Here is a 14,074-nt window from a genome sequence, read left to right on the forward strand (position 1 = left end):
CCACCGGGGCCGCCGCGCCGAGCGCGCAGGCCGACCCGGCGCCGAGCGCGCACGTCGATCCCGCGCCGAGTGCGCAGCCAGGCCCGGCGCCGCGCGCGGAGTCCGTGGTCGACCTGGACGCCGTCCGGCACAACGTCGCGCTGCTCGTCGCCCGGGCCTCGGCGTCGAACGCGGCCACCATGGTCGTGGTCAAGGCCGACGGCTACGGCCACGGTGCGCCCGGCGTCGCCCGGGCGGCGCTGTCGGCCGGGGCGGGCAGCATCGGCGTCGCCACACTCGACGAGGCCGTCGCGCTGCGCGCCGCCGGGGTGGACGCCCCGCTGCTGAGCTGGCTGCACCTGCCCGACGAGGACTTCGCGGCCGCCGTCGCCGCGGGGGTGGAGCTGTCGGTGTCCTCGCGCGAGCACCTGGCGGCGGTGCTGGCCGGGGCCCGGGCCGCGGGGCGTCCGGTGCGGCTGCACCTCAAGGCCGACACCGGTCTGGGCCGCAACGGCTGCCGGCCCGAGGAGTGGCCCGGCCTGGTGGACGACGCGGCTGCGGCCGTCGCCGGCGGGACCGCGGAGGTCGTCGCGGTCTGGTCGCACCTGGCGCAGGCCGACGAGCCGGGCCACCCCACCCAGGACGTCCAGGCCGCGAACCTGCGGGCGGCCGTCGCGCTCGTCCGGGACCGCGGGGTCGACCCGCTGGTGCACCTGGCCAACTCGGCCGCCACGATGACCCGCCCCGACCTGCACCTCGACCTGGTCCGGCCGGGCATCGCCGTCTACGGGCTCGATCCGATCGCGCAGCCCGCCGACAGCCCGCTGCGTCCGGCGATGACGCTGCGCGGCCGGGTCGCGCTGGTCAAGACGGTTCCCGCCGGCGAGGGCGTCTCCTACGGCCACGAGTGGGTCTCGGCCGGACCGCGGACGCTGGCGCTGGTCCCGCTCGGCTATGCCGACGGCGTCCCGCGCCGGATGAACGACGGCGGCCGGATGCGGGTGCGGATCGGGGCGGAGATCCGGCCGGTGGCGGGCCGGGTCTGCATGGACCAGTTCGTCGTCGACTGCGGGCCGCCCGGCGCGCTCGCGGTGGCGGTCGGGGACCCGGTCGAGCTGTTCGGCACCGGCGCCGGCGGCGGACCCACGGCCCGCGAGTGGGCCGACGAGATCGGCACCATCCACTACGAGATCGTCACCGGGATCCGCGGACGGGTACGGCGGACCGTGCTCGGCGCTGCCGGGGGAGTCGCATGAGCCGCAGGACCCGCAGGGGATGGACCGTCGCCGGGATAGCCGGTGGGCTGGTCGGGGCCGCCGGGGCGGCGGCGGGCGCCGGCGTCGCGTCGCAGCGCCGCCGGATCGCGGCCCAACGAAGGAGCCTGGCCACCGAGATGGCCGAGCACGGCGGGGCCGTGCCGCCCGGGATGGTGGGCGAGGAGGTCTCGGTCACCGCCGACGACGGCATCCGGCTGGCCTGCGAGACGGTGGAGCCGGCGGACGGCTCGGACCCGGTGGCGACCGTCGTCCTGGTGCACGGCTTCGCGCTGGACCGGCGGACGTGGCAGGAGCAGCGCCCGTTCCTGGCCGGGCTGACCGGGCCGTCGGTGCGGATGGTGCTCTACGACCAGCGCAGCCACGGCCGCTCCGAGCGGGCACCCGCCGACACCTGCACCATCGACCAGCTCGGCCGGGACCTGGACGCGGTGATCCGCACGCTGGCCCCGGAGGGCGAGCTGCTGCTGGTGTCGCACTCGATGGGCGGCATGACGGTGATGGCGCTCGCCGAGCAGCACCCGGAGCTGTTCCACGAGCGGGTCGCCGGCGTCGCGCTGGTCTCGACCTCGGCCGGTGAGATGGCGTCGTCCGGGCTGGGGCTGACGTTCCTGTCCCGGCGCAACCCGGTGATCCGGACCCTCGGCGGGCTCGCCACGTGGCAGCCCGGCCTCGTCGAGACGGGCCGCCGCGCGATGGGCGACCTCATCTGGGCGATCACCAAGCGGTTCGCCTACGGCGACATGCAGGTCGACCCGCGGATGGTGGACCTGGTCGACACGATGATCGGCTCGAACGCGGTCGGGGCGCTCACCGACTTCGTCGACACGCTCGGCACGCACGACCGGCTCGCGGCGCTGCCCGGGCTCTGCTGCGCCGAGGTGCTGGTGCTGGCCGGCGACGCCGACCGGATCATCCCGTTCAAGCACAGCGAGGCGATCGCGGACGCGCTGCCGACGGCCCGGCTGGTGCGGCTGTCCGGGGTGGGGCACATGCCGATGCTGGAGCAGCCGGACGAGGTCGACCGGGAGCTGGGCGACCTGATCGAGCGGAGCATGGAGCGCGAGCGCGGTGGGCGGTTCCGGCTCACCCGTCCGCGGCCCCGCAGGCGCGACGGCGGCGGGCCGGCCGGCGACGCCGCCGAGGCCACCGGCACCGACGGCGTCGCGGGCCCCGGGGACGACCCGGTCGTCGCCACCGACGGGGCCGGGGCCGGCCGCCGCTCCAGCCGGTCGGCGCTGCTCGGCCGGAGGCGGTCCGCCCGGGCCGGGAAGGCCGCCCCCGCCGCGCCGGACGGGCCCGGCCCGGACGCCGGCGACGGACCGGCACGCGACGACGGCGGCCCGGCCGGGAACGGCCGCACCACGCGGGGCCGCGGCCGGAAGGGCCCGTCGTGATCCCACCGGCCGGCGCGGCACCGGTCCGCCGCGAGCTGCCCACCGTGGACGACACCGAGGCCTTCGGCGAGGAGCTGGGCCACGAGCTGGCCGCGGGGGACCTCCTGCTGCTCGCCGGTCCGCTGGGGGCCGGCAAGACCGCGCTCGTCCGCGGCCTGGCCCGCGGGCTCGGGGTGACCGGCGCGGTCGCCTCGCCGACCTTCGTGATCGCCCGGGAGCACCCGCCGTCCGGGCACGGCCCGGCGCTGGTGCACGTCGACGCCTACCGGCTCGGCGCCGCCGACCCGGACGCCGGGGCCGCCGACGTCGCCGCCGAGCTCGACGACCTGGACCTGGACACCGAGCTGGACCGGGCCGTCGTCGCCGTCGAGTGGGGGACCGGGGTGGCCGCGCGGCTCGGCGCCGGGACCGGCGCGGTCGAGGTCGTGCTGGAACGCCGGGACGACGAGACCCGGGTCGCCACGCTGCGCCGGACCGGAGCGCCGTAGGCTGGACGACCGTGCTGGTACTGGCCCTGGACACCGCGACCTCGGTCGTCACCGCGGGACTGGTCGAGCTGAGCGGGGACCCGGTCACGCTCGCCGCCCGCGCCCACAGCGGTCCCCCCACCCGCCCGAGCAAGCACGGCGAGCTGCTCACCCCCGCGGTCCGCGCGCTCTGCGCGGAGACCGGGCGGACGCTGTCCGAGGTGGAGGCCGTCGTCGTCGGGGCGGGGCCGGGGCCCTTCACCGGGCTGCGGGTCGGGATCGCCTCGGCCGCCGCGTTCGGGCACGCGCTCGACGTCGGAGTGCACGGGGTGTGCACGCACGACGCGATCGCGCTGACAGCGTGTAGCGCAGGCGGAACGCGCATCGATACCGCCGTGGGGGCCACCGAGCCCGGGGCGGAGATCCCCCGCGCGGGAACGGGCAACCTGCTCGTGGTGACCGACGCGCGTCGCCGGGAGGTGTACTGGGCGGCCTACGACCCGGCCGGCCGGCGGCTCAGCGGACCGGCCGTCGAGGCGCCGGACGCGCTGGCCGCGCGGCTGCCGCAGCTGGCGATCGGGACCGTCGTCGGGGATCCGGCGTTCGCCGGACGTCTCGGTGTCGCGATCGCCGGACCGTCCGCGCCGGCGCCGGAGGGGCTCGTCGGTGTCGCGGCCGCGGCGCTGCGGGCCGGGCGCGAGCCCGCCCCGGTCGAGCCGCTCTACCTGCGCCGCCCGGACGCCGTCGAGCCGACCGGCCGCAAGCGCGTCACCGCGTGACGGTGTCCGCGACCGTCGCGATCGGCCCGCTCTACCGGGCCGACGCCGAGCGCTGCGCCGAGCTGGAACGCCTGCTGTTCCCCGGCGACGACCCGTGGAGCGCGCAGGCGTTCCGCGACGCCGTCACCTCCGGGCAGCTCTACCTCGCCGCGCGGACCGGCGGGGAGCTCGTCGGCTACGCCGGGCTGGCCGTGGTCGCGGGCCCTCCGCAGGCCGAGGCCGAGGTGCACACCATCGGCGTCGACCCGGCGTGGCAGGGCCACGGGATCGGGCGGGCGCTGCTCGCGAGGCTGCTCGACGCCGCCGACCAGCTCGGTGCCACGGTGTTCCTGGAGGTCCGGACGGACAACGAGCCGGCCCGCGCGCTCTACGAGTCCAGCGGGTTCACCGTCGTCGGGCTGCGGAAGCGCTACTACCGGCCCTCCGGCGCGGACGCGCACACCATGCGCCGCGACCCCGTCGCCTGATCTGTCAGGTCGTGGCGGACAGGTAGGACAGCAGCCGCAGCTCGTCCGAGGTCAGCGCCAGCTCCCGCATCGGCAGCAGCCCCGCGAGCTGGTCGACCGTGCGCGCGCTCGCGATCGGGGCGGTCACGGCGGGCTGCGCGGCCAGCCACGCCAGCGCGACGGCCGGCACCGGCACCTCGTGCCCGGCCGCGATCTCGTCCAGCCCCGCCAGCACCGCCCGCCCGCGCGAGTCCAGGTAGGCCGCCGCGCCCTCGGCGCGCGGCCCCTCCGGCGCGGGGGAGTCCGGCCGGTACTTGCCGGTGAGGAAGCCCTTGGCCAGGCCGAAGTACGGGTACACGGCCAGCTTCTCCGACTCGGCCAGCGGGGCCAGCGCGGCCTCGAAGTCGTCGCGCTCCACCAGGTTGTAGTGCGGCTGGATGGCGGTGAAGGCGATCAGGCCGTCGCGGGCGGAGATCTCCAGCGCCGAGCGCAGCCGCTCGGCCGAGAAGTTCGACGCGCCGATCTCGCGGACCAGGCCCTCGCGGACCAGGGTGTCGAACGCGTCGAGCGTCTCCTCCTGCGCGGTGTCCGGGTCGTCGCGGTGCGCGTAGTACAGGTCGATCCGGTCGGTGCGCAGCCGGCGCAGCGAGTCCCGCGACGCGGCGGCGATGTTCTCCCCGCCCAGCCCGGTGTGCCCGGGCAGCGAGCCCACCTTCGTCGCCAGGTGCAGCCGGTCGCGGTTGCCGCGCGCCGCCATCCACTCGCCGAGGATCGTCTCCGACTCGCCGCCGGAGTTCCCGGGCGCGCGCCACATGTAGGAGTCCGAGGTGTCGATCATCGTCCCGCCGGCGTCGGCGAACGCGTCGAGGATCGCGAACGACGCCTCCCGGTCCGCCGTCCACCCGAACACGTTCGCACCGAGGACCAGTTCTGCCATGTCCGGCGACGCTACCGCCCGGGTGGGGTTCGCACCCCGCGCGGACGGGGTACGTCCCGCCGTGTCGGAGTTGCCGAGCTCGATCCTGCTCTGGGACGCGGCCGAGGTGGCCGCGCCGCCGGCCGCGCCGTGCTGCCTGCGGACCACGGTGCGGGGTGATCGCGCCGTGGTCTACCGGACCGGGCCGGGCGGCGGGGTGGTGGCGGTGGCGGACGCGCTCGCCGACGCCCGGCCGCGCCCCGACGGCGGCTGGTGGGCCCCGGTCGCGGTCCACCGGCTGGCGTCGCCGTTGTCGCGCGCCGAGCTGCTGGCCGACGAGGAGCTGGCGCCGGTCTTCCGGCACCTGCGTGGCCGCCGCAGGCTCCCGGCCGGGGCCGCCGCCCGGCTGGCGGAGCTGGCTCGGCCGGACACGGTTGAGCCCGTGCTGCGCTTCTGGCACTCTCGTGAGTAGAGTGCCAAAGCGCGCGACGGCAGACCCCTCGTTCCGGCACCCGCGACGGCGGGACGGGAGGTCGCACGCCGGCGCTGCTGACACCGGACAGAACCCGTGACACCGGATTCACCCCAGGAAGGGGAGGTCATCGTCGTGGCGAACATCAAGCCGCTCGAGGACAAGATCGTCGTCCAGGCCAGCGAGGCGGAGACCACCACCGCTTCGGGCATCGTCATCCCGGACACCGCCAAGGAGAAGCCCCAGGAGGGCAAGGTCCTGGCCGTGGGCCCGGGCCGGGTGGACGACAACGGGAACCGCGTCCCGCTCGACGTGGCCGTCGGCGACGTCGTCATCTACTCCAAGTACGGCGGCACCGAGGTCAAGTACAACGGCGAGGAGTACCTGATCCTCTCCGCCCGCGACGTGCTGGCCGTCGTCAACTGACGAGCTCTTTCGCATGAATACCGCCCCGGGCGGGGTCCACCCGACGGTGGTCCTCACCGGGGCGGTCGCATTTCTCCCCATGACGAGAGGTTGAGAGAGAACAGATGGCGAAGCAGATCAGCTTCGACGAGAACACGCGTCGCGCGCTCGAGCGTGGCGTGAACCAGCTCGCCGACGCGGTGAAGGTGACGCTCGGCCCGCGCGGCCGGCACGTCGTCATCGACAAGAAGTTCGGTGGCCCGACGGTCACCAACGACGGTGTCACGATCGCCCGCGAGATCGACCTCGAGGACCCCTTCGAGAACCTCGGCGCGCAGCTGGCGAAGACCGTCGCGACCAAGACCAACGACGTCGCGGGCGACGGCACCACCACCGCCACCGTGCTGGCGCAGGCCCTGGTCAAGGAGGGCCTGCGCAACGTGGCCGCCGGCGCCGCCCCGGCCGCGCTCGGGCAGGGCATCGCCGCCGCGGCGGAGAAGGTCTCCGAGTACCTGCTGGCCAAGGCCACCCCGGTCGACGGCAAGGCGCACATCGCCCAGATCGGCGCGATCGCCTCCCGTGAGCAGGAGATCGGCGACCTGATCGCCGAGGCGATCGACACCGTCGGCAAGGACGGCGTGATCACGATCGAGGAGGGGTCCACCCTCTCGACCGAGCTGGAGATCACCGAGGGCCTGCAGTTCGACAAGGGCTACCTGTCGCCGTACTTCGTGACCGACTCCGAGTCGATGGAGGCCGTGCTCGAGGACGCCTACATCCTGCTGCACCGGGACAAGATCTCCTCCATCCAGGACCTGCTCCCGCTGCTGGAGAAGGTGCTCGGCGAGGGCAAGCCGCTGCTGATCATCGCGGAGGACGTCGAGGGCGAGGCGCTGTCCACCCTGGTCGTCAACTCGATCCGCAAGACCGTCAAGGTCGCCGCGGTGAAGTCGCCGTTCTTCGGTGACCGGCGCAAGGCCTTCATGGACGACCTGGCGGTCGCCACCGGCGGTCAGGTCATCAACCCGGAGGTCGGCCTCAAGCTCAACGAGGCCGGGCTGGAGCTGCTGGGCAAGGCCCGCCGCGTCGTCGTCACCAAGGACGACACCACGATCGTCGAGGGCGGCGGCTCGAAGGCCGACGTGGACGGCCGGGTGGCGCAGATCAAGCGGGAGATCGAGGAGTCCGACTCGGACTGGGACCGCGAGAAGCTGCAGGAGCGCCTCGCCAAGCTCTCCGGCGGTGTCGCGGTCATCAAGGCCGGCGCGGCCACCGAGATCGCGCTCAAGGAGCGCAAGCACCGCATCGAGGACGCCGTCGCGGCCACCCGCGCCGGTCTCGAGGAGGGCATGGTCCCGGGTGGTGGCTCCGCGCTGGTGCACGCCGCGTCCGAGCTGGACGGCGGCCTGGGCCTGACCGGTGACGCCGCGACCGGCGTCGCGATCGTCCGCAAGGCGCTGTCGGCCCCGCTGTTCTGGATCGCCGAGAACGGCGGAGACGAGGGCGCCATCGTGGTGTCCCGGGTCGCCGAGAAGGGCTGGGGCACCGGGTACAACTCGGCCACCCGGTCCTACGGCGACCTCGCCGCGGACGGCGTCATCGACCCGGTCAAGGTGACCCGGTCGGCCGTCGAGAACGCGGCCTCCATCGCGCGCATGGTGCTGACCACCGAGAGCGCCGTGGTGGACAAGCCGGAGGAGGAGCCCGCTCCGGCCGCCGGTGGCCACGGCCACGGGCACTGAGGACACGCTCCACGCACGACGACGGCGGGCGACCCTGAGGGTCGCCCGCCGTTGTGCGTTGCGGGGCAGGAAAGGACGTACCGGCGGACGCGGGCTGGGAGAACCGCGGCCTCCGGGGCTCGTCAGATGGCGTCGAGCTTCTCCACCGGCTGACCGGTCGCCTCGGCGGCGACCTTGAGCGTGCGGCGCGGGCCACGGACGATCGCGTCCCGCTCTGATTCGGACAGGCCTCCCCAGATGCCGTACGGCTCCTGGACCTTCAGGGCGTGTTCGCGGCACTGCTGCACCACGGGGCACCCCTGACAGACCTGCTTGGCGCGAGCTTCGCGGCGAGCCCGTGCGGGCCCCCGCTCACCCTCGGGATGGAAGAAGAACGCACTGTCCATCCCCCGGCAGGCTCCCTCCATCTGCCAGTCGTAGATATCGGCGACCGGCCCGGGAAGCCTCCGGATGTCCGCCATGTTCGTCACCTGCCTTCGACCGCTGAGCTGACGCTGTCGACGTTCCCGGAGGTCGGGGGGTGCAAACCTGATGTGGGGAGAACGATCGTGCACGTCCGAGCGGAGGGCCGGACCCGGTCCTCGCGGACCGGCCGGAATCGGATCGCCGCCCGGTGGGTACCCCGGATGCCGGATGGTCCGATACGCGGCCCGGCCGTTCCACGCGGCCGATCGGGCGATCCTGGGGGTGGCGAGGCAACCGGGTTCCCGGAGCCCGACACGCCGGAGAGTCACGATCCGATACGCGCAGTCGCCGAACGGAGCGGGTAGGGCGCCGACATGCAGAGTTGCACACGGTGAGCGTCTTCTCCACACGCCGTGACGACCCCCGCCGGGACCTGCGACGGGAGTCGTGGCCGGAAGCGGGTTCGGAGGATGTACCGTATGGACTACTCCATTCGGCGATCCTTCACCCACATGACCCCGAGTCAGGTGGGACAGGCTTCCGAACGGAGGGCACAAATTCGCCCCGACCGTGTCAAGGTGAGAGGGTCACCCGCCGATTCGGAGGGTGAATATCACCCGGCTGCAGGAAGCTGCAGGAAGGAATCGTCGTGACGACGGTACTCATCTGCGACGATCGTCGCAGCGTCCGCGAGGGTCTGACTCGCGTCATGTCCGCGGTCCCCGGGGTCCAGCGCATCGACTGCGTGGCCCACGGGGACGAACTCCTCGCCCGCTACGCCCGACAGTCCGTCGACGTGGTGCTGGTCGGGACACAGCGTGCGGTGCCCACCGGGGTCGAGGCCACTCGACGCCTGGTCGCCGCACACCCCCAGGCCAACGTCATCGTCTTCGGCGCCCCGGACGACGCCGGCAGCATCGCTGCCGCGATCGCCGGCGGTGCCCGCGGCTACCTGCGCTGGGACGCCTCGCGTCCCGAGCTCGTCGCCGCGCTGGCGCACACCCTGGCCAGCACCTCGGTGCCCACGCCACGGGTGCCGACCGACCCGGGCGTCCAGCTCACCGAGCGCGAGCTGCAGGTGCTGCGCGGGATGAGCCAGGGCAAGAGCAACGGCCAGATCGGCCGCGAGCTCTACCTGTCCGAGGACACGGTCAAGACCCACGCCCGCCGGCTGTTCCGGAAGCTGGGCGTGCGGGACCGTGCCCAGGCGGTCGCCCACGGGTTCCGCCGCGGCCTCGTGTCCTGACGCGACACCGGCGCAGCGCTCGATGACCGGCGCTGCACCCGATGGGCAGCGCTGCACCCGATCAGCAGCGCTGCGCGTGCCGGCGGACCCGACCCCGCCCACGCATCCCGACGGGCCGGACCGAACCCCCGCGGTCCCGCCCGTGCGCCCGTGCCGTCCGGTGTGGTCGTGCCCCACGCGACCGGACCGCACGTCCCGGTGAGCCGCCCGCTCGCCCGCGCCCCCCGAGGCGCCTCCCCGGTGCACCCACGTCACCACCGCCCCGCGTGCCCCGGCCGTACCGCCCGCCTCCGGATGTCGTTCCGCCCGGTAGCGCTGAACCGGATGCCGCTCGCGCCGGGCGGTCCGCGACCGTCCACAGTCACCGACCGGCCACCGACGGCGGTCGATCGGCCCCTCGCGGACCGTTCGCCGACCGTGGTCGTCTGGTGACCGCGTGCGCCCGACACGCCACGCAACCCGACACTCCGTCTGATCGTCGGACTCGGTATGGAGCAACTCCCGCGGCCGTCCGGCCCTCGGATACGGTGGAGCCGCCGTGGCCCCGCCTGCCTCCACGCGGGTTGCCTCCACGAACGGATGACACTGACGGAGTCTCGTAACGCCTGGGCGGTTCCCCACGATGAGTGAATCAAGAGACGTACCCGACGAGTGGATCGAAGCCGCGATGGCCGGCGACCGATCCGCGGTCGAGCGCGTTCTCACCGTGATTCGGCCCCTCGTCGTGCGCTACTGCCGCGCGCGACTGGGTACCGACCGAGGCTCCGTCTCGGCGGACGACGTCGCCCAGGAGGTGTGTGTGGCCGTGCTGACAGCGCTCCCGGGATACCGAGTGCAGGGCCGCCCGTTCCTCGCCTTCGTCTACGGCATCGCGTCGCACAAGGTGATCGACGCGCACCGGGCGGCGTCCCGTAACAAGTCCGAACCCGTCGCCGATGTTCCGGATCGGATCGAGACGTCGGACGGGCCGGAGACACGGGCCCTACAGGTCGAACTGTCCGAGGAGATGTCCAGGTTGCTGGAGGTCCTCCCGGAGAAGCATCGGGAGATCATCGTGTTGCGGGTGGTCGTGGGTCTCTCGGCGGACGAGACCGCCGAGGCCGTCGGCTCCACACCGGGCGCCGTCCGGGTGGCACAGCATCGGGCCCTGTCCCGGCTGCGGAAGATCATGAGTGAGGAGGTGGTCCGGGATGCGTGACCAGGATCCGGAGCGCCCCTCCGCCCCCGTCACCCGCGGCCGTTTCGGCGAGCCGCGGCCCGGGCGTACCGGCGACACCAACGGCCACGGCTACCGGCACGCGCCGGGGCACAACGGCCACCCCACCTCCCAGCCCGTCGGCCGGCCGTTCGCCGAGGCCGACGACGACGGGCCGGTGGACCTGGTCGAGCTGCAGGCCGACGACGAGCTGATCAACGCGCTCTCGTCCGGCGGGCTCGGCGTCACCGGTCCCGGACGTCTGGGTTACGACGTCGACGACCGGCTGGTCGCGATGCTGTCGTCCTGGAAGGGCGAGGTCGATCGCGACCCCGTGCCGGACCTGGTCGACCCGGACGAGGCCGTGCAGATGCTGCAGCCGGCGCGACCGAGCCGCAGGGTCGGCTTCCTGCGGCCGCTGGTCGCGGCCGCGGCGGTGGCCGCCTGCGCGGTGGCCGTCGTCTCGGTCGGGGCGCAGGACGCCGAGCCGGGCGACGCCCTCTGGGGCATCTCGCGGGTGCTCTACAGCGAGCGCGCCGAGCAGGTGCAGGCCGCTGCGGACCTGCGGACGGGCATCGAGCGGGTCAACGCCAAGCTCGCCGCCGGCGACACCGGCGGCGCGGAGCAGGATCTCGCCGCGCTCGGCGCGCTCGTCGGCAAGGTCGGCCCGGACCAGCAGTCCTACTTCGAGGAGCAGAACCGGTTCCTCTCCGCGAAGGTCGCCGAGACCCCGCCGGGCACCCCCACCGATCCGTCGGCCCCGCTGCGCGACGGCACACCGGCCCCGCGCCCGCCGGCCACCGAGGGCGGCGGGGACCAGCAGGACCAGGTACCGCCGCCGGTGCCGGCTCCGTCCTCGACGTCGGAGACACCGTCCGGCAGCACCGACCCCGGCACCAGCGGCCCCGGCAACCCCCGGCCCGAGGGCGGTATCGGCAACACCGGCACGAGCGGGCCGAACGACCCGCGGGTGCTGGAGGACCCCGGGACGCCCGACCCCTCGGACAGCAGCACCTCGCCGTCGACGTCGCAGACGCCGACCACCGAGGGGTCGGTGGACCCGACGACGCCGAGCTCCACCTCGACCCGGCCCACCGCGGCCGGCGAGGGTGGAGCGGATGCGACCCGGCAGTCCGCGTCGCCCTCGACGTCGACCTCGCCGTCCTCGTCCACCACGAGTGGCGCGGTGAGCAGCTCCCCGAACTGAGCGGCGCGAGCGCGAGAAAGGGGCCCGGAGGACGTCCTCCGGGCCCCTTCTCGTGTGTGTGGCGCCGTCAGTCGTCGGCGAGCGTGGCGTCGGCGTAGCCGCGGCAGTACTCCCACGTCACGTAGTGCGCGGGGTCCGGGTCGAACGCCGGCTCGTGCGGGCGCATCCGGCCCTCGTCGAGGAGCTGCTGGAGGCTCGCCCGCAGCAGGTTCCACTCGTGGAAGTGCTGCTCGCCGCAGTCGGCGCAGTCCACGACGATCCCGCGGACACCGCGCCCGGACAGCAGGGCCTGGTAGACGGCCAGGTCGGCCAGGTCGGCCAGGATCTCGCCGCGGTCGGACTCGGTCAGCGGGGGGACGTCGTCGGCGCCGGGGCCCGCCGTGCCACCGTCGGCGCGATCGCCGAACGCCTCCAGCGAGAGCGCGGGATCATCCGGGTCTCCGGCGAACGGGTCCGGTGGGAGCGCCTCTGGTGACACGGCGTACACGGTACCGGGGGCGGGGGTCGGGCCCCGGCCCACCCCGCAACCGTGGACGTACGATGGCGTTCCGCGCGGCGGGCGCCCGCCGCGACGACCGCGACTGCAAGGGGAGCCTCGGTAGAGATGACCAGCGAGATCGGCGGTCTGCCGGACAAGTTCGCCACGCTCGGACTCACCTTCGACGACGTCCTGCTCCTCCCCGCGGAGTCGGACGTGATCCCCAGCTCCGCCGATACCTCCAGTCAGGTGACCCGGCGCGTCCGCGTCCAGGTCCCGCTGGTCTCGTCGCCGATGGACACTGTGACCGAGTCGCGGATGGCCATCGCGATGGCCCGGGCCGGCGGCCTGGGCGTGCTGCACCGCAACCTCTCGCCCGAGGCCCAGGCGGCCCAGGCGGAGGTCGTCAAGCGGTCCGAGGCCGGGATGGTCACCGACCCGGTGACCTGCGCGCCGGACGCCACCCTGGCCGACGTCGACGCGCTGTGCGCCAAGTTCCGGATCTCCGGCGTCCCGGTGACCGACGGGGACGGGCGGCTGGTCGGGATCATCACCAACCGGGACATGCGCTACGAGGTCGACTACGACCGGCCGGTCTCGGAGGTCATGACCCGGGCACCGCTGGTGACCGCGAAGGTCGGCGTCACCGCGGAGGCCGCGCTGGGCCTGCTGCGCCGGCACAAGCTGGAGAAGCTGCCGATCGTCGACGGCGACGACGGGCTGCGCGGGCTCATCACGATCAAGGACTTCAACAAGACCGAGCAGTACCCGCACGCCACCAAGGACCCGGACGGCCGCCTGGTCGTCGCGGCGGCGGTCGGGGTCGGTGACGACGCCTACGCGCGCTCCATGCAGCTCGTCGAGGCCGGCGTGGACGTGCTCATGGTCGACACCGCGCACGGTCACTCCCGGCGGGTGCTCGAGACCGTGGCCAAGCTGCGCGCCGAGGTCGGCGAGCAGGTCGACGTCGTCGGCGGGAACGTCGCCACCTACGAGGGCGCCCGCGCGCTGGTCGAGGCCGGCGCGGACGCGGTGAAGGTCGGCGTCGGGCCGGGGTCGATCTGCACCACCCGGGTGGTCGCCGGCGTCGGCGCCCCGCAGATCACCGCGATCTACGAGGCGACCCGGGCGTGTGCCCCGGCCGGCGTCCCGGTGATCGGCGACGGCGGCATCCAGTACTCCGGCGACGTCGCCAAGGCGATCGCGGCCGGCGCGTCCACGGTGATGCTGGGCTCGTTGCTCGCCGGGACCGCGGAGTCGCCCGGTGAGGTCGTGCTCGTCGGTGGCAAGCAGTTCAAGACCTACCGCGGCATGGGCTCGCTGGGCGCCATGCAGGGCAGGGCCGGCGCCTCGGCGGGCCGGTCCTACTCCAAGGACCGCTACGCCCAGGACGACGTGCTCTCCGAGGACAAGCTCGTCCCGGAGGGCATCGAGGGGCGGATCCCGTTCCGCGGGCCGCTGTCGTCGGTGGTGCACCAGCTCTCCGGCGGGCTGCGCTCCGGCATGGGCTACGTCGGCGCGCAGACGATCGAGCACCTGCAGCAGGCGCGGCTGGTGCGGATCACCGCGGCCGGGCTGAAGGAGAGCCACCCGCACGACATCACGATGACGGTGGAAGCGCCGAACTACGCCGCGCGGTGAGTGGTACCGGATCGGTACCATCGCC

The 14,074-nt window shown here is 74.2% G+C and carries 15 protein-coding genes; 12 read left to right on the top strand and 3 right to left on the bottom strand.

Annotation, left to right across the window (positions count from 1 at the left end):
* Nucleotides 1–104: 104 nt before the first annotated feature.
* From alr to rimI, 5 genes are read left to right on the top strand one after another with little or no spacing between them, the layout of a single operon-like run.
* On the top strand, nt 105–1,235 hold the full coding sequence (alr, locus tag WIS52_RS09005; protein ID WP_349297947.1) for an alanine racemase: 1,131 nt from the start codon (nt 105–107) through the stop codon (nt 1,233–1,235).
* On the top strand, nt 1,232–2,650 hold the full coding sequence (locus WIS52_RS09010) for an alpha/beta fold hydrolase (RefSeq protein ID WP_349297671.1): 1,419 nt from the start codon (nt 1,232–1,234) through the stop codon (nt 2,648–2,650). Before alr ends, WIS52_RS09010 begins: the two co-directional genes overlap by 4 nt.
* The gene (gene tsaE, locus WIS52_RS09015) at nt 2,647–3,138 is read left to right on the top strand and encodes a tRNA (adenosine(37)-N6)-threonylcarbamoyltransferase complex ATPase subunit type 1 TsaE (RefSeq protein WP_349297672.1); all 492 of its coding nucleotides are present in this window, start codon (nt 2,647–2,649) and stop codon (nt 3,136–3,138) included. Before WIS52_RS09010 ends, tsaE begins: the two co-directional genes overlap by 4 nt.
* An 11-nt stretch (nt 3,139–3,149) precedes the next feature.
* On the top strand, nt 3,150–3,896 hold the full coding sequence (gene tsaB, locus WIS52_RS09020; RefSeq protein WP_349297673.1) for a tRNA (adenosine(37)-N6)-threonylcarbamoyltransferase complex dimerization subunit type 1 TsaB: 747 nt from the start codon (nt 3,150–3,152) through the stop codon (nt 3,894–3,896).
* A 2-nt stretch (nt 3,897–3,898) separates the two neighbouring features.
* Nucleotides 3,899–4,363: a ribosomal protein S18-alanine N-acetyltransferase gene (rimI, locus tag WIS52_RS09025; protein WP_349297674.1), complete on the top strand. Its 465-nt coding sequence runs from the start codon at nt 3,899–3,901 to the stop codon at nt 4,361–4,363.
* A gap of 4 nt (nt 4,364–4,367) precedes the next feature.
* On the opposite strand, the gene WIS52_RS09030 is transcribed toward rimI, so the two are convergent.
* Entirely contained in the window at nt 4,368–5,279 is a 912-nt protein-coding gene (locus WIS52_RS09030; protein ID WP_349297675.1) for an aldo/keto reductase, read from the bottom strand.
* Here WIS52_RS09030 and WIS52_RS09035 point away from each other — a divergent pair.
* From WIS52_RS09035 to groL, 3 genes are all read left to right on the top strand, one after another.
* Entirely contained in the window at nt 5,278–5,730 is a 453-nt protein-coding gene (locus WIS52_RS09035) for a hypothetical protein (RefSeq protein WP_349297676.1), read from the top strand. The two genes, WIS52_RS09030 and WIS52_RS09035, sit on opposite strands and share 2 nt — an antisense overlap.
* Before the next feature lie 135 nt (nt 5,731–5,865).
* On the top strand, nt 5,866–6,156 hold the full coding sequence (gene groES, locus WIS52_RS09040) for a co-chaperone GroES (protein WP_010225616.1): 291 nt from the start codon (nt 5,866–5,868) through the stop codon (nt 6,154–6,156).
* A 104-nt stretch (nt 6,157–6,260) separates the two neighbouring features.
* Complete coding sequence (groL, locus tag WIS52_RS09045; RefSeq protein WP_349297677.1) at nt 6,261–7,877, top strand: chaperonin GroEL; 1,617 nt, start codon at nt 6,261–6,263, stop codon at nt 7,875–7,877.
* Nucleotides 7,878–7,999: 122 nt separating this feature from the next.
* On the opposite strand, the gene WIS52_RS09050 is transcribed toward groL, so the two are convergent.
* Nucleotides 8,000–8,338, bottom strand: a complete 339-nt coding sequence (locus tag WIS52_RS09050) for a WhiB family transcriptional regulator (protein WP_349297678.1) — start codon at nt 8,336–8,338, stop codon at nt 8,000–8,002.
* A gap of 593 nt (nt 8,339–8,931) precedes the next feature.
* On the opposite strand from WIS52_RS09050, the gene WIS52_RS09055 reads away from it, so the two are divergent.
* The 3 genes from WIS52_RS09055 (at nt 8,932) to WIS52_RS09065 (ending at nt 11,930) form a co-directional block, all read left to right on the top strand.
* Entirely contained in the window at nt 8,932–9,528 is a 597-nt protein-coding gene (locus WIS52_RS09055) for a response regulator transcription factor (RefSeq protein WP_010225624.1), read from the top strand.
* 622 nt (nt 9,529–10,150) lie between these two features.
* Nucleotides 10,151–10,726 (top strand): sigma-70 family RNA polymerase sigma factor, encoded by a 576-nt coding sequence (locus WIS52_RS09060; protein WP_349297679.1) that lies wholly within the window; start codon nt 10,151–10,153, stop codon nt 10,724–10,726.
* Nucleotides 10,719–11,930, top strand: a complete 1,212-nt coding sequence (locus tag WIS52_RS09065; RefSeq protein ID WP_349297680.1) for an anti-sigma-D factor RsdA — start codon at nt 10,719–10,721, stop codon at nt 11,928–11,930. The genes WIS52_RS09060 and WIS52_RS09065 overlap by 8 nt, the downstream gene beginning before the upstream one ends.
* Nucleotides 11,931–11,997: 67 nt before the next feature.
* Here WIS52_RS09065 and WIS52_RS09070 read toward each other — a convergent pair whose 3' ends face one another.
* On the bottom strand, nt 11,998–12,408 hold the full coding sequence (locus WIS52_RS09070; RefSeq protein ID WP_349297681.1) for a DUF5319 domain-containing protein: 411 nt from the start codon (nt 12,406–12,408) through the stop codon (nt 11,998–12,000).
* Nucleotides 12,409–12,534: 126 nt separating this feature from the next.
* Here WIS52_RS09070 and guaB point away from each other — a divergent pair, with 126 nt between their 5' ends.
* Nucleotides 12,535–14,049: an IMP dehydrogenase gene (gene guaB / locus WIS52_RS09075; protein WP_349297682.1), complete on the top strand. Its 1,515-nt coding sequence runs from the start codon at nt 12,535–12,537 to the stop codon at nt 14,047–14,049.
* Nucleotides 14,050–14,074: the final 25 nt, after the last annotated feature.

Source organism: Pseudonocardia nematodicida, assembly GCF_040105385.1.
In the GTDB taxonomy this organism is placed as follows: Bacteria; Actinomycetota; Actinomycetes; order Mycobacteriales; family Pseudonocardiaceae; genus Pseudonocardia; species Pseudonocardia nematodicida.

What these genes read in the sequence shown, in the direction of transcription:
- WIS52_RS09010 (WP_349297671.1), top strand. Translation starts at nt 1,232, where the DNA reads ATGAGCCGCAGGACCCGCAGGGGATGGACCGTCGCCGGGATAGCCGGT.
- WIS52_RS09035 (WP_349297676.1), top strand. Translation starts at nt 5,278, where the DNA reads ATGTCCGGCGACGCTACCGCCCGGGTGGGGTTCGCACCCCGCGCGGAC.
- WIS52_RS09030 (WP_349297675.1), bottom strand. Translation starts at nt 5,279, where the DNA reads ATGGCAGAACTGGTCCTCGGTGCGAACGTGTTCGGGTGGACGGCGGAC.
- groL (WP_349297677.1), top strand. Translation starts at nt 6,261, where the DNA reads ATGGCGAAGCAGATCAGCTTCGACGAGAACACGCGTCGCGCGCTCGAG.
- WIS52_RS09050 (WP_349297678.1), bottom strand. Translation starts at nt 8,338, where the DNA reads ATGGCGGACATCCGGAGGCTTCCCGGGCCGGTCGCCGATATCTACGAC.
- WIS52_RS09060 (WP_349297679.1), top strand. Translation starts at nt 10,151, where the DNA reads ATGAGTGAATCAAGAGACGTACCCGACGAGTGGATCGAAGCCGCGATG.
- WIS52_RS09065 (WP_349297680.1), top strand. Translation starts at nt 10,719, where the DNA reads ATGCGTGACCAGGATCCGGAGCGCCCCTCCGCCCCCGTCACCCGCGGC.
- guaB (WP_349297682.1), top strand. Translation starts at nt 12,535, where the DNA reads ATGACCAGCGAGATCGGCGGTCTGCCGGACAAGTTCGCCACGCTCGGA.